Source organism: Rossellomorea vietnamensis (assembly GCF_025398035.1).
In the GTDB taxonomy this organism is placed as follows: domain Bacteria; phylum Bacillota; class Bacilli; order Bacillales; family Bacillaceae_B; genus Rossellomorea; species Rossellomorea vietnamensis_B.
In genome coordinates this window covers 622,227-638,878 of the sequence record NZ_CP104558.1, presented here as the reverse complement: position 1 = coordinate 638,878, position 16,652 = coordinate 622,227, and the positions used below count along the sequence as shown (strand labels likewise).

Below are 16,652 nucleotides of genomic sequence, written 5' to 3'. Positions count from 1 at the left end.
TCCTAATTACATGCCATATTCCTTTTTCCGACACAGTTTCTTTTTCTAATCCGTTTAAAACATGATAATCTGTATACATACACGTAATTAATGGAGTGGATGGTATGAAGAAAGTGGTTATCGTAGGTGGGGGCATTACAGGCTTAACAGCTCTCTATTACCTGCAAAAAATGTCCAGGGAACAAAACCTGGATATTGAGTCCGTGTTAATTGAACGGGATCAACAGCTCGGTGGTAAGATCAGGACGGTAACGGAAGGTGACTTTATTATGGAAGCTGGCGCAGATTCCATTGTAGCCCGTAATGAGGGAGTACTTCCATTGGTTGATGAACTTCAACTTCAAAACGAACTCGTCTATAACGAAACAGGAACATCTTACATATACACAAATGGCGAACTGCATAGAATACCTCCTGACACGATCTTCGGTATTCCCATGAGCGTAGAAGCACTTAATGAAAGCACACTGATTTCTGAAGCCGGAAAGAAAGCGGCTCTTTCTGACCTGGAGACGGAAAATACTGTATTCACGAAGGAAAGTTCCATCGGAGAATTTCTGGAAGCATTTCTCGGAAAGGAACTTGTGGAAAATCAAATTGCACCTGTATTATCAGGAGTTTATTCGGGTAACTTGTATAAACTGACCATGGCTTCGACTCTTCCATATCTTCTTGATTATAAAAATGAATATGGAAGCATTATCAAAGGATTATCTGCGAACAAGCAGAGATTCAAAGGGTCTTCCAATAAAAAGTTTATTTCCTTTAGACATGGACTATCCACCATTATCGACCGTCTGGAAGAAAAGTGCGCTGATGCCACGATCCTAAAAGGAACTGAGACAAAAAATCTCCATATGAGTGCTGACAAATATGAGCTCACGTTAAAAGGTCATGAAAGCATCCAAGCAGATGCGGTCATATTTGCAACACCACATGATGTGACTCAACAGATCCTAAATCACAATTATTTAGACAATGATTTTAATACTCTAAGGAACTCTTCCTTGATCTCGATTTATCTGGGATTCAATGTTCCTGACGAAGAGCTACCGGCTGATGGTACAGGGTTTATTGTTTCCAAAGGCAGTGAAGTGAAGTGCGATGCATGTACATGGACGAGCCGGAAATGGAAACACACATCCCGGAAACACAATCTCCTGGTAAGACTCTTTTATAAGAGCACGAGTACTCATTACGAGCAGTTAAAGAATTTGAAAGAGGACGAACTGACCAGGGTGGCACTGGATGATATAAAGAAGAGCGTCGGAATCAATGCAGATCCCATTTCAGTGGAAGTGACCGATTGGAAAGAATTAATGCCGAATTATCATCTTTCGCATAATCAGGCCGTACAGGCTTTGGAGCAGATGCTCTCAACTAAAATGCCAAGAGTGAAACTGGCAGGAGCCTCCTACTACGGCGTGGGGATAGGCGCCTGTATTCAGAACGGGAAGAAAACAGCTGAATCGATAATAGAAGACTTCATGTAAGAAGCTTGACCTCAGAGAGGTCAAGCTTCTTTTGAAGTTCAAAAATATAATTATCAACAAAATGAAAGTATCTATTGAATACCCTTCCAATATTTGAAATAATTGGTTATTGGGGAATGGAGATTCCAGAGCTCCTTGCACAAAATCATTCAATGGGGGAAAACATGACATGACAAACGTACCGAGAATCGTACAAAGCGTACTGGAGGAGTATATTCGATTATTCAATACATATTTGCCGGAAACCCTCGAAGGAATGTATTTACACGGGTCCATTGCCCTGGGAGCATTTGTGAATGATTCGAGTGATATAGATTTTATTACCGTCACCAACCGTCGACTAACCACAGAGGATTCGGAGGCACTTAATCATATTCATTTAACACTACAGCAAACGTTTCCAAAACCGGAAATGGACGGGGTATATATTTTAAAAGAAGATTTCGGGAATAGGGGTCCAACCTGTGAAGATGATACCGAACTATATGCATACTATAATAATGGTGAATTGAACTTTGGAGAATATTTCAATTTTAACCCTGTCACATGGTATTTAGTGAAGCATAACGAGTTGAGGATTGTAGGACCTGAAATCCCTTCAACTTTTTCAGGACCATCCTCAGAAGAATTGTACCAATATGTCCTGCATAATATGAATACGTATTGGGCTGGAAGACTTCGTTCCTTCGAAGAATCTCTAGATGAGGTAAAGCATTATCCCACCTCTATGATTGATGCTGAAATAGAGTGGTCGGTCCTTGGTATTCTTCGTCAATTTTACACATTGAAAGAAGCGTCGATCATTTCCAAGCAAGGTGCCGGTCAGTATGGATTGCAAGAGATTCCTGAAGAGTGGCATAGCCTTATTAGGGAAGCGATGAACATCCGTTCAGGCTTGGAAGGAATTAATACAGACTCAAATGAGATTCGGGTCAAGCAGACCATAATGTTTTTAAAATATGTGATAGTCCTTTGCAATGAGCAGAATATGGAACATCCTATTCAACGCTAGGGTACAAGTAAAAGGCAGGAAATCATCCTGCCTATTTACTCTTACACCTTCTTGATGATCTCCATACCTAATTGATCGAGCGCGTAGTTGATTCCCTGTTGCAGGATTGAAAAGCAGGGAATATGGTTCATCCGATAGCCCCTCTGTGTGACCTTAATACTCAGTTCAGAAGAAATCCCCACAAGTAGACACTTAGTTCCCAATAGGGAGGCTGCACTTACGAATTTCTGAATGAAAGATAACGTATAATCATCCACCCTGCTGAGACTGGTCAAATCGATGATCAGGAATTCAGCTTTGTAACGCGGCAGATTGAGAAGTGTTTTATTCAGCAATTCTTCAGCTCGAATTTCATTATAGCGACCTACAAGAGGGACCACGAGAATCGAGTCCAATACAGGAATGATTGGTGAAGAGATTTCTTTGATGATCTCGGATAACACTTCGGTTCTCTGCTTCGTAATGCGATCCAATTCTTCTTGGGCTGCTAAGGTTTGCTCTTCCATTAGAGCATTGACATTCAAGGAAGGAGAAATATCGGATGGGAAAAACTCATATACGCTACAGTCGTCACCACTGATCTGGCTTTTGACCACCCGGTACCAAACTTTGGAGCCGAATATTCCAGTCAGCACACCAGCCCAATGACCTGGCATGAATGTTCCTTCTTCTTCTTTCCCCTGTGCAACATTCACTTTATACTCCCATCCATTACAAAATTGCACGACTGCCTTTTTTTCTTCAATGGAATACGATAAGATTTCTGTAATTCCCCAACCGGCCGTTACATATGTGTTAGGGAGTTTATCCAGGATTTCTTCCGGTTTCCCGATGGATTTTAAGTAAAAGTCACTGACGATCAGGCCGGTTCGGTAGCCTGCCGTCTCAAGGACCAATCTTGCCTCTTTTTCCCCGGCTATTTCCTCGATGGAATCGATCAGCGTTTTAAACGCTGTATTAACCCAAAATAATACAACCTCATCATTTTCAAATGTTATGGATCCCTTATCCAAATCCCAATCAAATAATGAACCATTCACATCAATATCATACTTTGCCATCACATTAACCCCCATCGATACCAGAATAGATTTTTTATGTATTATTAAGTCAAATACTTCTCTTTTACCCCAATCAAATATTACCTAAACCATAAAATTAGGAAGTATAGATCAAAGGGGAAATGGGGGAATTATGTATGTCATGATTACGGGAAGAAATGACAGTACCACGAAGAAAATCCTTCGTGATACTGTAAGAAGATTAGGTAACTATTTAGATGTCCGATTGGCATATGGATAAATAGGATCCATTAGATTGAACTCATATGTCTCTCCATTAACAATCCCCACCACTTTGTCACTGTCATACAGATCCAACATGAATTGTGCCATTTCCTTTGCTGTATGATATTGCGGCACAGTGCCATCATAATTGAAATCAGGTACATCAAATGATCGTTGGGCGAACTCTGTTTCTGTCGCTGCTGGTGCCAATACTTTCGCTTTCATCTGAGAACCTTTTGAAGCAAGCTCCTGTGCGAGCCCTTCGGTGAATGCACTCACATAGAACTTCGTAGCACAATAGGTTACGGCATCCGCAACAATTGTGTATCCACCCCCTGAAGAAACATTGATCAGTTGAGTACCGGCTACATGTTCATAATCTCTTACAAATAGGGAAGATAATAAGGTCAATGCCTCTATATTAAGGTTCAACATATTTTGGATTTTTGTAAGATTCTGCTCAGATATGGAATCGAAGTTCCCAAATCCGGCATTGTTAATCAACGTTTGAATCTGGTATTGTTTCAAGTTTTCATAAAGTTGGTAGACGTTCTCACTGATGGACAAATCGACAGGCATGATTATGACATCAACCTCTGGGTATGCAGCCTTAATCTCATCTTTCAGCTCACTTAATTTTTCCTCTCGTCTGGCAACAGCTATGATATTCTTCCCTCTGGCTGCGAAGGCTAGTGATGCCTCGTAGCCGATTCCCGAGCTTGCTCCGGTAATGACTGTATAGTTCATATTTTCTCCTCCTGACTATTTATGTTACACTACAATCCTAAAACTTAGAGTGGACTCTAAGTCAACTGTTTATGCATTGGAGGAAACAGGAATGTATAGTATTAGTGAAGCGTCTTCAGAATTGGGGGTCACTCCGCACTCCCTTCGTTATTATGAAAAAGAAGGAATCATCACTCCAGACCGATCACCATCAGGTGTAAGAGAATATACTGAATCCCATATGAAATGGCTGAAATTTGTGCTGAAACTAAGGGAGACTCAAATGCCCATATCAACCATTAAAAAGTATACCGCTTTGTTCCTGGAAGGGGATCACACCATGGAAGAAAGATTGTCATTACTTGAAGAACATCAACGAAATATACAGGAGCAGCTTCAAACTTTACTGTCTACTAATGAAATGTTGAACAATAAGATTGGTTCGTATAAGAGAGTTATGGCGGAACACACATCAGATAGTTGAAGTTCCCTTATTCGTGCTGGTAAGCATACATTAATGTTACTGACCCTATAGTATGAAAATGGAAAGGGTACCTGACTTCAAATGTCAGGGCCTTTTTTTTTCAGAAATCATCACTTATTTTCAAGCATCCGTAGTGGCAAAACACGGGTTGGGTAAACTAAGTTTCAAATGACAGCTTAGTGATAAAGGCGGAATTCATATGCAAAACATCTGGAGAATTTTCTTTAGAGACATAAAAAATGTATCCAGGAACTGGGTAGCTGCATTCTGGATAGGAGGCTTGATGTTGTTACCATCTCTTTATGCCTGGTTTAACATCGGTGCTTCCTGGGACCCTTACAGTAAGACCGATCAGCTTCCGGTCGGGGTCGTGAATGAAGATAAGGGGGCGGAACTCAAGGGGGGAAAACTGAATATCGGGGAGGGTCTTGTGAAGGAATTAAAGAAAAATGATGATATGAACTGGAAGTTTGTTGACAGAAAAAAAGCGATGGACCGTGTTGAATACGGGGAGTATTTCGCTGTCATCATCATTCCCGACGACTTCTCACGGAAGTTGGCAACTGTCATAGAGGATAAACCTGAAAAGGCGACCTTGGAATATTATGTAAACGAAAAGATCAATGCCATCGCCCCGAAAATTACAGAATCCGGGGCAGGTGGGATTGTCGATAAAATTACAGGTTCGTTTATTTCGACTGTCAATGGGACCATATTTGAACTGTTTAATGAGCTGGGAATTGAGATTCAAAAGGACCTCCCCGACATCAAAAGGTTTGAAGATTATGTATTTACAGTAGATCGAAAGTTACCGGGAATCGGTGCTGCCCTGAATGAATCTTTGTCAGATGCCGAGAGCGCCAAGCGGATCATTCAGAAAGCACAAGGTGAAATTCCAGATGTGAAACGTGTGACGAATCAGGGGCTTGATACAATTGATCGTACAACGGATTTTCTCAACAAAGCAGAAAATGAATTAAATAAGTTGGCTCCAACCATTCAAGAAGGTTTAGAACAAGTACAGGAAATGGCTGCCAGGGTCAATGAGTTCCTTGGGCAAATTCAAACCTCTTCCGTAGACCTTAGTGGAGCGGAAACCATTAACAAGGGAATAGCTGATAAGCTTAGCGCCTCCATCCAGACGATTGATACTGTTGAAGCATCCTTACAATCGTTACAGAAGAATGAAGAAAATACAAACCAGAAACAAATTGAAGATGCCTTAAATCAGCTGGAGAAAGTTAAGCTGGAAATGCAAAGAATTCAAAAAGAAGGTCAAAAACTAAATGATTTCGTTGCAACAAAACAACAAGACGTGAACGAATTGATCAAGGGCATCCAAGATCGTGCCCGTAAAACGGATAATGACATGGATGAACTTATAAAAAGATACAAACAAACGATTGAACCGGCTGTATTGGGAGAGGTAGCTAAAGCGAAGGGAACGTTGAATGAAGCAAGAAATATCCTTCAAGACATCCAGGGGACCATTCCGGAAGTGGAAAGGATTCTCTCTAATACAGATAAGAACATCGACAAAGGAACCGAAACCCTCCAAAGCGTTTCAAGTCAATTTCCGTATTTAAAAGACAAAATCAGCCAGCTTGCCGGACGTATCAGGGATATCCAGGGGGAAACCAATATCAATGAAATCATTGATCTCCTTCGGAATGATCCCAATGCAGAGAAAAGCTTCTTTGAAGAACCGGTTGTATTAAATAAAAATAGTTTATTTCCAATCCGAAATTACGGGGCTGCCATGACCCCATTTTATACTGTGTTAGCCATCTGGGTAGGTGCCCTTTTATTGATCTCACTATTAGCAACGGAAGTCATCGCTCCACATGAGTTTTCTGAAAGGCAAATTTATTTTGGGAAACTCCTGACGTTTATTTGTATTGGTTTCATACAAGCCTTGATTGTAACAGTTGGAGACATTTTTATCCTGGGGGTTCATATCGCAGAACCTGGTTGGTTTATTGGCTTCGGATTATTCATCAGCATTGTTTTTATGATTGTGGTGTATACGTTGGTATCGGTATTTGGGAATATCGGAAAAGCGATGGCCATCGTCCTTCTGGTCCTGCAGATTGCAGGAGCCGGAGGGACTTATCCAGTGCCCCTTTTGCCGACTTTTTTCCAAACCATCCATCCCTTCCTTCCATTTTCTTATAGCATCGATCTCATGAGGGAAGCGGTTGGCGGGATCGTTCGGGAGAGAGTGTACAGGGATCTTTTAATTCTAAGCTTATTTGGCGTCATTGCTTTACTATTCGGCACATTTTTCAAAGGGCCTCTAAGTAAAAGGACAAAAGCTTTTACGAAGAAATCAAAAGAGTCCGGGTTGTTTCATTAAAGATATTGAGGACATAGAAATCGGTTTACAATTCGCTTCCCTGCTTTTTAGCGATGGAAAAGGATTCCTCTCTTTACAATTAGGGTAAAGCCTAATAAATACATAATGTAAAAGGGAGGAAATAGCGTGAAGCAAGCCATGTTAATCGTCAATCCATCTTCTGGGAAGGAATTGGGTGAACAATATAGTGACCATGCACTTAAAACGATGAAGGAGATGGGATATGAGACCGTTTTACGATTGACTAAAGGAGAGGGGGATGCAATGGAATTTGCGAGGGAAGCCTGTGAGAAAAGGTATGATTTCCTTGCCGCAATGGGAGGGGATGGCACGATCAATGAAGCCATTAACGGGATGGCTGAACAGGAGTACCGTCCTTTATTCGGTCTGATCCCGCTTGGTACGGTCAATGATTTTGCGCGCGCTCTCAATATTCCAATGAAACCTGAAGAAGCAATCGATATCTTTAAACAAAATCATGTCCAGAAAACCGACGTTGGAAAGATCAATGATCGATACTTCATCAATATTGTGGCAGTCGGAGCATTGGCAGAGGCTTCATTTTCCACACCGGTTGAACAGAAATCAAAACTTGGTCCACTTGCCTATATAATAGAAGGAATGAAGAAAATGAAAGAGAAGCAGCCGTTCGAGCTTAAGGTCCAATCCGAACATGATTGGGAAGGGGAAGCCCTTCTGATGCTTGTTGCCCTGACCAATTCTGTGGGAGGGATGGAAACCATCGCACCGGAAGCCAAGGTGAATGATGGACAGCTTCATGTATTCATTATTAAAGATATGGCTCTTCCCAAGTTCCTTTTATTACTTCCTAAAATCCTGCTGGGTGAATTAGCGGAAAGTGAACATGTACACTATATGAAAGTGACCAAACTCCAGGCGAACTCCACCTATGAGATGATAGCCAATGTTGATGGGGACGAGGGAGACCAACTCCCTATCACAATAGAAAATTTGAAACAACATCTGAACATTCTCGTTCCCGTTCAAAAATAACAATACACATAAGGAAACTTACGGGGGGAGGCTATCCTTTTTTAAGGGAAGTGCTTCGTAGTATAGTAATTGTATCCTTTTTGTGTTACCATTACTTCTTAGAGCAAACAAAGGACGTGACCATACATGATAAACATTCAAATCCCTCAAGCGGATATTTCCATAACGGAACGAAAACAAGCAAAAGACTCAGAAGAACCAAAGATCAAAAGCATCCAAGGCTTTATCGATCTTCACGAAATTCCAAGAGATAAGGGCGGCATCATCTTATTTTATAATATCAATGATGAACTTCTATTCGTTGGGAAAGCCAGAAAGCTGCGACAAAGAGTAAAGAAGCATCTTGAAGATACTGTATCCCCACTGCGTAATCACAGAGATGAAGTCTACCGAATCGATGTAGCCATCGTAGAGGACGCAATGGATCGTGACATTTATGAAACATATATCATCAATAAACTTCAAGCGAAATATAATGTAGACAAAGTGTTCTATAAGTAAGAAATCAAAAAGGTACCAGGGTCCGATTAGGGACCCTGGTACCTTTTTGATTTATAGAGATGTATTTAAGCTTCTAGCGGGTAAATGTGGATTCCAATTAACCAACAATTCTTCCCGAACTCCAAAATAGGTGGTATCCGTCCGATCAGTCACCCCATAAGAAACCTCGGTTCCGTCATCACTCCAATGAATGGTGATCGATACGATTACAGAAGGTCTCTTCACCCCGGCTATCTCAATATCAACCGGCTGCTTCAAGTCAAATAACGTTTCAAAGCTGATTTCCTGTCTTTGGATTGATGGGGGCGAGAGGGAATCTTCAATATTCACATATTTCTTTTTATGATCCAGGATATCATATGTAATAAAAGATTTCCCAGATTTAATCCAGTACACGATTTGCACAATGCGCCCTGCCTTTAAAGATGTTCCGGAATATGTTTCATGAAAAAGATCCTCATACTCAATGACTTCATTCAATTTGATGGGATTTATGGTTCCGTTCACAAGAGCCCCTCCTGGAATAAAGATAGAAAGCCTTATAGTTATAGTTATTGGAGGGGTGTCACTCATAGAACCATGAGAAAAAAACAACTGATCCTTTTTTAAAGAATCATATAATAGGATTAGGGAAGGATAACTGAACTTGACTATCTATCGGTAAAGTCATTATGGAAAAGCACCGAGCAGTTCAAAAATAAAAGACCCTTCGTGAAAGAAGGATCTTAACAGTTTACTATCTTCTATATGTCATGGATAATCGAAGATCCTCATCTGTCAACACATACTGATGAACCATCTCCAAGGTTTCTGTCAACGTACTTGATAAGCTGTGACTTGGATATGCACAAATAGATAACATACCTTCCTGAAGGACATAATCATCAGCGATCGATTCAAATTCCTTGATTAAGTTTGCGTCCGGTTCTTTCGAAATCCATTCGACATGCCCCCAGGTTCTTATGGAAGAGTTCAATTTCCTTATGACAGAGAGATCCTTCTGGAAAGCGTTGAGAATATGCTGAGTGTTAAAATCCCCGTTTAAAAAATAGTAGTCAAAATTATCAACTAATGAAATGGATGAGAGCTGTTCCTCTGTATACAATCTGTTCATTCTATGCTTGACCTTTGTGATATTTCGCATGCTTTCAACAATAAGCATATGTTGATTGTTTTCCAAGCCTGCCCGAATAAATAACATCAGATTTCGAATGTAGGCTTCCTCCTGTTGAAAGGGGTAGAAAATATGACCTTTCTGTAACGTTCCGAGCTTCACATCATTTAACACTTCCATATATCCTCACCTCTCGTCCCAAGAAATTATTGCCTTTATGCTACTTTAAGCATAACATAAACGTGTATGAAGCTATACATATTTTAGTTTGAATATTCTAACAATTATCTAAATTCCGTGGTCATTTCACCATATTTCCAGGATGAGAAAGAGAGGAAGAGACATGAATCTTCATATAGAAAAATTAAACCACCCAAACAATGATATTCTTAACGCTTTAAATAAATGGGATAACCATCCCGATTTAGTCCCGTTCATTCGGCCCAATCGAAACTGGGAAGAGCTTGAACAATGCAGGAACATGGACATGGATGAATTGAAAGATCGATTGGAATCTCACCCTATGTTTCTTATATACGTGGAAAATAAACTTGTAGGGGAAATGAATTATATGATTGACCCCCCTCATCTATTTAAAAAAGTGAGGGGAACTGCCTGGGTAGGGATTACGATTGGCGATCCTGATGCACGGGGAAAGGGAATAGGGTATGAAGCCATTCGGTATTTGGAAAAGGAAATAAAAGAACAAGGACTGGCCAGAATAGAACTTGGTGTTTTTGAATTTAACACCCAGGCACATAAGCTATACAGGCAGATGGGTTATCAGGTAATAGCCAGGATCCCTGACTTTACCTATTGGAATGGAAAAATGTGGTCGGATATCCGCATGGAGAAAGTCCTGATTTGATTATAAAAAGATTAGAGGTACAGTATACCGATTGCATCATTTATTTATTTCATTTTTGTAACAATTGTGACAACGATGATAATCCGACTGATTTCAACCATATCCCTCAGTACAATCAGATTCCACGCAGTTAGATAAATATGCATTTGGATACCCTACCTTTGATATGCGTGAAGGACATCTAGTAAGGGGGTTTTGGGCGCGTGTAAGCAGAGTGAATCATAAACTTCACTGTCGATTCACGCATGAAATAATATATTTGTAAAATCGTGGTAACCCACCTAATCTTGTAATAAAGTATACTGTAATCAGGTGATGAAGGAGGGAACCATATGCAAGAAAGTATTCGTAATTACGATGATTTACTAACCATGCTTGATTCATTTTTACGGGAACCTGAACCATTTTGGGATGAGTTTTTTTCTGACCGCGAGAAACCAGTACCTATCTTTGTAAATGCACCCGACGAGAACTTAGTTTCTTATATAGAACGGGGAATCATCACAAGGGGCAAGGTACTTGAGCTTGGCTGCGGTCCGGGCAGGAATGCCATTTTTTTAGCAGAACATGGATTTGAGGTTGACGCAGTCGATCTATCCAAAACGTCCCTTGATTGGGCAAGGGAACGGGCTGATGAAAGAAATTTGACCATCAACTTTCTACATCACAATATATTTGATTGTGACCTTCCTATCGAAAAGTATGATTTTATATACGATTCAGGATGTTTTCACCATATCGCTCCCCACAGAAGGATAAGTTACATAAATCTAATTGAAAGAGCATTAAGGAAAGGAGGATACTTTGGCATAACGTGTTTTTATAAGGGTGGTAAACTAGGAGGATCTGATCTATCTGATTGGGAAGTATATAAAAAAGGATCACTGATGGGCGGATTAGGGTATACAGAAGAACGTTTAATGAGTGTCTTCCAATCATTAAATCCCATTGAAATCAGGAAAATGATCGATAAAAAAGGTTCAGAAAACATGTTTGGTGTATCTGACTTACTGACAGGTCTTTTTCGAAAAAGGTAGTAGATAAAAAGGATGCCATGGTCACTAAATCGTGCCCAAGGCATCTTTTTTTACACTCTGAATCGAGAAAGAAAACGTAAAAATTCGTTTTGTGTTTTATGTTGATATTTTGTAAGTGCGAAGGTCTTAGCTTCCGGCATGGGAAAAGCACTTGTATGGACCTCTAGCAGCCTCCCTTCCAACAGCTCTCTCCTGACTGAAGAGGAAGGAAGATAGGATACGCCAAGCCCTTCTGCAATGAACCGTTTCGTAATATGTGTCTGCGAAACTCTCATCATCCTTGTTGTAGGATAATTTTGTTTAATGGTATAACAGAGTTCATCCCAATAGGAAGGGTGATTGTGGGTCAATAAGTAATTCGATGCCAATAACTCCTCTTCGTCCAGGGGTGGTGCTGATTCAAAATCCCTTCCATCATGAGGAGCCACCAAAATGACCTTATCTGAGAATAAGAGAGTCTGTTCAAGTTCAGGACTAAAACAGGGGAGACAGGAAAGTCCGATATCCACCCTTTCTTCCAATACCGCCTTCTCTATTTCAGCAGATTCAATGATTTCAACCGAAATTTCCACCTGGGGATGATTCTCAAGATACTGCTTTAATACAAAAGGCAGGACATTATCAGCAATCAGGGGGGAGATAGCCATTTTAAGTGTGGTTGTGTAACCCTGACTATAGGATTGAATATCTGTTATTCCTTCCTCATACACCTCAATCAATCTCTTCGCATTCTGTAAATAGGACCTCCCTGCTTCTGTCAGCTTGATTTTCTTCCCTTCTCTTTGGAATAGGACCACTCCAAGTTCTTTTTCAAGTTGTTTAATATGTACCGTGACGGTAGGCTGTGAGATATATAATCGCTCGGCAGCTTTCCTGAAATGATTGAACTCAGCCGCAATAATAAACGTTTTAATGACATTCAAATCCATTAGGACGCCCCCTTTATTATAAAATGTAATCAATTCAATTAAATATATTTAATTTTCTTAATTATAAATCCATTATACAATAATTGTAATAAAGCAAAAAGGGGATGTTCTGAATGTTTAGTGAAGGGTTAAAAGGAATAGTGGCAGCTCAAACGTCGATCAGTCACATAGATGGAAGCGAGGGTATCCTCATCTACAGGGGGTATGAAATCGGAGAACTCAGTCATCTGTCATTTGAAGAGGCTTCGTTCTTGTTGTGGTATGGGTATCTTCCCACAGAGGAGGATGCAGTGGAAATCAAGAAGAAATTGAGCACTTATCGAGACCTGACACCTGCAATGAAGGACATCCTTCATTCTCTCCCAGAAGAAATGGATATCATGAGTGTATTAAGAACGGTTATCTCCTCCTTGGGAGGATCAGAATACAAATGGAAGCCGACTATAGAGCAATCCTTGCGATTGACAGCGGTCACACCGACCATCATTGCTGATCGATTTAATATGCTGATGGGTCGACCTCTACTCGAGGCCGATACCGAGTTAAGCCATGTGGAGAATTATCTATTCATGCTAACAGGAAAAAGTCCGTCTAAGGCAGTTGCGGATGCACTTGAAACGTATATGGTACTTACGATGGAACATGGAATGAATGCTTCTGCCTTCTCGGCAAGAGTCACGGCCTCAACGGAATCTGATCTTGTTTCAGCCATTACTTCAGCGATCGGTACAATGAAAGGTCCACTTCACGGTGGGGCACCATCCGGGGTCATTGATTTAATGAACGAAATAGGTGTGGCTGAAAGAGCCGAAACGATCATCAGAGAAAAACTGGTGAAAGGTGAGAAGCTGATGGGATTTGGTCATCGGGTATATAAGACTCATGATCCAAGAGCCCTCGCTTTGAGAAAAAAGCTGTTAGAAAATAAAGGGGGGGATTCCTCTTTGGATCTGGCATTATTTGTTGAGAAGAAGGCAATCGAACTTTTAGATGAATTGAAGCCGGGAAGATCCCTGTACACCAATGTAGAATTTTATGCAGCAGCTATCATGAAATCGATTAATCTGCCAACCGATCTATTCACCCCGACTTTTACGGCCGCCCGCATCGTTGGCTGGTCAGCCCATGTATTGGAACAGGCTGAAAACAATACTATATTCAGGCCTCAATCTGAATATATAGGAAAACGAAACCTTTCTGTCTAGTTGATGCAGGTTTTGTGTGAACGCTTAGAGTCCTCTAAGCGTTTTTTTCTAAGGAATTGATTAATGTATTGAAGGACAATGGGAAATTTTGTCGAATTGTAAATAGTGCGTAATGGTATAAGGGACTATCTTTAAAAGAGTTCAATTTACAATGATTAGAAATGTGGAGGGAATGAATGTGAAAAATCGAAATGGAAAAGTGGTTGGCTTTGAGATAAGCAGTCAGGCTCCAGAAAAAGCAGCAGCATTTTATTCATCTGTTTTCGGGTGGGAAGTAGATGAACCCAAGTGGGACTACCACACAGTCACGACCGGACACAAAGATGGAATAAATGGGGGGATTAGCAAGGGACCTCACGATCATCCACACGGTACACGAATTCAAATTGAAGTAGAATCCATTGAACAAACCATTTCTGCAGCTAAAGAAAATGGAGCAATGGTGGTAAGAGACAAGATGGAATTCGAGCATTTTTTCCTTGCCTATTTAGTGGACCCCACCGGTGTAGGAATTGGATTGATTGAAAACAAGTAGGGAAGGAAATCAACATAGTAGAAGGGTGGAAGAGACAACCTTGTTTGAAACTGTATTAGGAAAACCTAAGAGCTTGGTAACTGAATACAAAATGAGATATAGAACCGCCGTTAAGGCAGTCATAATACAGAATGGTAAAATCCTTCTCATGCATTCCAACAGGGGAGATTATAAATTCCCAGGAGGCGGAGTCGAAGAAAATGAAAGTCTGTCTTCTGCCCTGAAGAGGGAAGTGGCCGAAGAAACCGGCTACATACACTGTCAGGTTAAAGAGCCTGTAGGTATCGTGATACAAAGGCATCCGGACCTATATGATGAAGGTACAATATTCGAAATGACTTCACACTACTTTCATTGCGAACTATCAGACTGGGATAAAATACCTCAACAATTAGAAGAATATGAGTCAGAGCTGGAGATGACTCCCCGATGGATCACCTTGGATGAAGCCATCGACGGGAATGAGAGGCTGATGGACAAGTATGAGAACAATCGATGGATCAAGAGGGAAAACTATGTTTTGGAAGAATTAAAGAAATTATACGAATAGATACGATTACCCGGTATAGGGTATGGAAAAGAGCTGTCGGTTTAATTATGACCCAGCTCTTTTCGATATGAGAAAACGTGAATTACGTTTAGTACATTTCCTTTTAGTTAGATTTTCAATCCGTACTTTTTTAGTTCTTCTGTATCATTAGGCAATGTCACATATCCTTCAAGCTTCATATCCAATTTTTCAAGAAGTTTAGAGGAAGGGTCATTATCTTTTGTCGTAATCGCTACGAGGCGTTTAATCCCCAGTTCCTTAGCAAACTCCACCGTAGCGGAAGCTGCTTCAAACGCATACCCTTGAGATTGATAGTCAGATAGAAAGGCAAATCCAATATCCACGTCTTCCAGTCCGTCTCGCTTAATCAGTCCACACAAACCGATTGGTGTATGATCAAGTTTTCGTTCTGCCAAGAATAATCCAAATCCATTTTGCTCATACATGGCTCTCGGACCATTCAAAATATAACGATTTGCATCTTCCAAAGTATAAACCTCTTTATCTCCAATGTATTTAAGCCATCCAGGCTCATTCAATAATGTTAAAATAAATTCCGCATCCGACTCCTCCACCCATCTAAGGGAGAGGCGGTTTGTTTCTGTAATTTTCAAAAGGAACACCCCATTTCTTATTATTCCACCTTATTGTACTTGAAATATATAAGAGAGGAAATCGATTATTTTCACTCAATTATGCTTCATACTATAGACTTGACCACTAACATCATGGCGAGACACACACCTAATAAAAATCCAAGACTACTATTCAATTTTCTTCATGATATAGTTTCTTTATATAAAATGAACATAATTCGAGGTGTAATCATGGCGCACAAATTTAAAGTCGAAGACCCAAAAATCCCTGCTCGTTTAAGCTCTGCCAATTTTCAAGACATCTATTATGATGAAGATCCGTTTTTATCAAATGGTTTGATCGAAAATATAGGATTGGACCGGGAAGAAATCGATCAGCTTGTGATATCAAAAGTAATGTTTAAAAATGTTTCATTCACCGGTGCATCTTTCCCACGTATCGACATGACGGATGTGGTGTTTGAAAACTGTGACCTATCGAATGCAAACTTCAGTGAAGGAATCATCCATCGGGTCATCTTCAAAGAATGCAAATTATTGGGTGTGAATTTCACCGGTGCTCATTTAGGAAATGTCCGTTTTGAAGAGTGCCTGGCGAATATGAGTGACTTTGTTGAAACACGATTAAAACACGTGACATTTAACGAGACCTTTTTACAAAATGCCAATTACGCCGACTGTGAACTGCTTAAGGTCAGCTTTAATCAGTGCAATCTTAATGATATTGACTTCACTCAAACTGACCTCAAGGGTATCGATATTAGTACTTGCAGGTTTACACGCATCAATGTAGCTCTTGAAAATCTTTCCGGTTGTGAAATTTCACCTGAGCAGGCGATCGGGTTTGCAACCTTATTGGGATTGAAAGTGAAGGAGTAGTATAATGACTGTTGTTGTTCATGTCGTCTATATCCTGTACAAGGTATGAAATGATTCAAGCAGGCAT

The 16,652-nt window shown here is 40.4% G+C and carries 18 protein-coding genes; 12 read left to right on the top strand and 6 right to left on the bottom strand.

The window, feature by feature from the left end; genetic code table 11:
• Positions 1–104: 104 nt before the first annotated feature.
• Both N5C46_RS03455 and N5C46_RS03450 read left to right on the top strand, forming a co-directional pair.
• Positions 105–1,493: a protoporphyrinogen oxidase gene (locus N5C46_RS03455; protein WP_261750936.1), complete on the top strand. Its 1,389-nt coding sequence runs from the start codon at positions 105–107 to the stop codon at positions 1,491–1,493.
• Positions 1,494–1,662: 169 nt separating this feature from the next.
• Positions 1,663–2,505, top strand: a complete 843-nt coding sequence (locus N5C46_RS03450; RefSeq protein WP_261750935.1) for an aminoglycoside adenylyltransferase domain-containing protein — start codon at positions 1,663–1,665, stop codon at positions 2,503–2,505.
• A 41-nt stretch (positions 2,506–2,546) separates the two neighbouring features.
• Here the strand turns inward: N5C46_RS03450 and N5C46_RS03445 are convergent, their stop codons facing one another.
• Entirely contained in the window at positions 2,547–3,566 is a 1,020-nt protein-coding gene (locus N5C46_RS03445; RefSeq protein ID WP_261750934.1) for an STAS domain-containing protein, read from the bottom strand.
• A 210-nt stretch (positions 3,567–3,776) separates the two neighbouring features.
• On the bottom strand, positions 3,777–4,538 hold the full coding sequence (locus N5C46_RS03440) for an SDR family NAD(P)-dependent oxidoreductase (protein ID WP_261750933.1): 762 nt from the start codon (positions 4,536–4,538) through the stop codon (positions 3,777–3,779).
• A 91-nt stretch (positions 4,539–4,629) separates the two neighbouring features.
• On the opposite strand from N5C46_RS03440, the gene N5C46_RS03435 reads away from it, so the two are divergent.
• From N5C46_RS03435 to N5C46_RS03420, 4 genes are all read left to right on the top strand, one after another.
• Positions 4,630–5,001 carry a MerR family transcriptional regulator gene (locus N5C46_RS03435; protein WP_261750932.1) on the top strand — a complete coding sequence of 124 codons (372 nt, stop codon included), beginning with the start codon at positions 4,630–4,632 and terminating at the stop codon, positions 4,999–5,001.
• 283 nt (positions 5,002–5,284) lie between these two features.
• Positions 5,285–7,357 (top strand): YhgE/Pip family protein, encoded by a 2,073-nt coding sequence (locus N5C46_RS03430; RefSeq protein WP_336275521.1) that lies wholly within the window; start codon positions 5,285–5,287, stop codon positions 7,355–7,357.
• A 126-nt stretch (positions 7,358–7,483) separates the two neighbouring features.
• Positions 7,484–8,371 (top strand): diacylglycerol/lipid kinase family protein, encoded by an 888-nt coding sequence (locus N5C46_RS03425; RefSeq protein ID WP_261750930.1) that lies wholly within the window; start codon positions 7,484–7,486, stop codon positions 8,369–8,371.
• 126 nt (positions 8,372–8,497) lie between these two features.
• The gene (locus N5C46_RS03420) at positions 8,498–8,872 is read left to right on the top strand and encodes a nucleotide excision repair endonuclease (protein WP_061811315.1); all 375 of its coding nucleotides are present in this window, start codon (positions 8,498–8,500) and stop codon (positions 8,870–8,872) included.
• Positions 8,873–8,923: 51 nt separating this feature from the next.
• Here the strand turns inward: N5C46_RS03420 and N5C46_RS03415 are convergent, their stop codons facing one another.
• Together N5C46_RS03415 and N5C46_RS03410 are read right to left on the bottom strand one after the other, a co-directional pair.
• Positions 8,924–9,379: a hypothetical protein gene (locus N5C46_RS03415; protein WP_261750929.1), complete on the bottom strand. Its 456-nt coding sequence runs from the start codon at positions 9,377–9,379 to the stop codon at positions 8,924–8,926.
• Positions 9,380–9,608: 229 nt separating this feature from the next.
• On the bottom strand, positions 9,609–10,166 hold the full coding sequence (locus tag N5C46_RS03410; protein WP_261750928.1) for an MEDS domain-containing protein: 558 nt from the start codon (positions 10,164–10,166) through the stop codon (positions 9,609–9,611).
• 163 nt (positions 10,167–10,329) lie between these two features.
• Between N5C46_RS03410 and N5C46_RS03405 the strand changes: the two genes are divergently transcribed.
• Positions 10,330–10,854 (top strand): GNAT family N-acetyltransferase, encoded by a 525-nt coding sequence (locus N5C46_RS03405; protein WP_261750927.1) that lies wholly within the window; start codon positions 10,330–10,332, stop codon positions 10,852–10,854.
• Between the two features lie 332 nt (positions 10,855–11,186).
• Positions 11,187–11,891 (top strand): class I SAM-dependent methyltransferase, encoded by a 705-nt coding sequence (locus N5C46_RS03400; RefSeq protein WP_261750926.1) that lies wholly within the window; start codon positions 11,187–11,189, stop codon positions 11,889–11,891.
• A 50-nt stretch (positions 11,892–11,941) separates the two neighbouring features.
• Here N5C46_RS03400 and N5C46_RS03395 read toward each other — a convergent pair whose 3' ends face one another.
• Positions 11,942–12,820, bottom strand: a complete 879-nt coding sequence (locus tag N5C46_RS03395; RefSeq protein WP_261750925.1) for a LysR family transcriptional regulator — start codon at positions 12,818–12,820, stop codon at positions 11,942–11,944.
• A 113-nt stretch (positions 12,821–12,933) separates the two neighbouring features.
• Between N5C46_RS03395 and N5C46_RS03390 the strand changes: the two genes are divergently transcribed.
• The 3 genes from N5C46_RS03390 (at position 12,934) to N5C46_RS03380 (ending at position 15,110) form a co-directional block, all read left to right on the top strand.
• Positions 12,934–14,025: a citrate synthase/methylcitrate synthase gene (locus tag N5C46_RS03390; protein ID WP_261750924.1), complete on the top strand. Its 1,092-nt coding sequence runs from the start codon at positions 12,934–12,936 to the stop codon at positions 14,023–14,025.
• 178 nt (positions 14,026–14,203) lie between these two features.
• A complete protein-coding gene (locus N5C46_RS03385) occupies positions 14,204–14,560 on the top strand; it encodes a VOC family protein (protein ID WP_261750923.1) in 357 nt (118 codons plus the stop codon).
• Positions 14,547–15,110, top strand: coding sequence for an NUDIX hydrolase (locus N5C46_RS03380; protein ID WP_261750922.1), 564 nt, complete (start codon positions 14,547–14,549; stop codon positions 15,108–15,110). Before N5C46_RS03385 ends, N5C46_RS03380 begins: the two co-directional genes overlap by 14 nt.
• Positions 15,111–15,217: 107 nt before the next feature.
• Here the strand turns inward: N5C46_RS03380 and N5C46_RS03375 are convergent, their stop codons facing one another.
• Positions 15,218–15,724 carry a GNAT family N-acetyltransferase gene (locus N5C46_RS03375; RefSeq protein ID WP_261750921.1) on the bottom strand — a complete coding sequence of 169 codons (507 nt, stop codon included), beginning with the start codon at positions 15,722–15,724 and terminating at the stop codon, positions 15,218–15,220.
• 213 nt (positions 15,725–15,937) lie between these two features.
• Between N5C46_RS03375 and N5C46_RS03370 the strand changes: the two genes are divergently transcribed.
• Positions 15,938–16,585, top strand: a complete 648-nt coding sequence (locus N5C46_RS03370; protein WP_261750920.1) for a pentapeptide repeat-containing protein — start codon at positions 15,938–15,940, stop codon at positions 16,583–16,585.
• Positions 16,586–16,652: the final 67 nt, after the last annotated feature.

What these genes read in the sequence shown, in the direction of transcription:
- N5C46_RS03455 (WP_261750936.1), top strand. Translation starts at nt 105, where the DNA reads ATGAAGAAAGTGGTTATCGTAGGTGGGGGCATTACAGGCTTAACAGCT.
- N5C46_RS03450 (WP_261750935.1), top strand. Translation starts at nt 1,663, where the DNA reads ATGACAAACGTACCGAGAATCGTACAAAGCGTACTGGAGGAGTATATT.
- N5C46_RS03445 (WP_261750934.1), bottom strand. Translation starts at nt 3,566, where the DNA reads ATGGCAAAGTATGATATTGATGTGAATGGTTCATTATTTGATTGGGAT.
- N5C46_RS03440 (WP_261750933.1), bottom strand. Translation starts at nt 4,538, where the DNA reads ATGAACTATACAGTCATTACCGGAGCAAGCTCGGGAATCGGCTACGAG.
- N5C46_RS03435 (WP_261750932.1), top strand. Translation starts at nt 4,630, where the DNA reads ATGTATAGTATTAGTGAAGCGTCTTCAGAATTGGGGGTCACTCCGCAC.
- N5C46_RS03430 (WP_336275521.1), top strand. Translation starts at nt 5,285, where the DNA reads ATGTTGTTACCATCTCTTTATGCCTGGTTTAACATCGGTGCTTCCTGG.
- N5C46_RS03420 (WP_061811315.1), top strand. Translation starts at nt 8,498, where the DNA reads ATGATAAACATTCAAATCCCTCAAGCGGATATTTCCATAACGGAACGA.
- N5C46_RS03410 (WP_261750928.1), bottom strand. Translation starts at nt 10,166, where the DNA reads ATGGAAGTGTTAAATGATGTGAAGCTCGGAACGTTACAGAAAGGTCAT.
- N5C46_RS03405 (WP_261750927.1), top strand. Translation starts at nt 10,330, where the DNA reads ATGAATCTTCATATAGAAAAATTAAACCACCCAAACAATGATATTCTT.
- N5C46_RS03400 (WP_261750926.1), top strand. Translation starts at nt 11,187, where the DNA reads ATGCAAGAAAGTATTCGTAATTACGATGATTTACTAACCATGCTTGAT.
- N5C46_RS03395 (WP_261750925.1), bottom strand. Translation starts at nt 12,820, where the DNA reads ATGGATTTGAATGTCATTAAAACGTTTATTATTGCGGCTGAGTTCAAT.
- N5C46_RS03390 (WP_261750924.1), top strand. Translation starts at nt 12,934, where the DNA reads ATGTTTAGTGAAGGGTTAAAAGGAATAGTGGCAGCTCAAACGTCGATC.
- N5C46_RS03370 (WP_261750920.1), top strand. Translation starts at nt 15,938, where the DNA reads ATGGCGCACAAATTTAAAGTCGAAGACCCAAAAATCCCTGCTCGTTTA.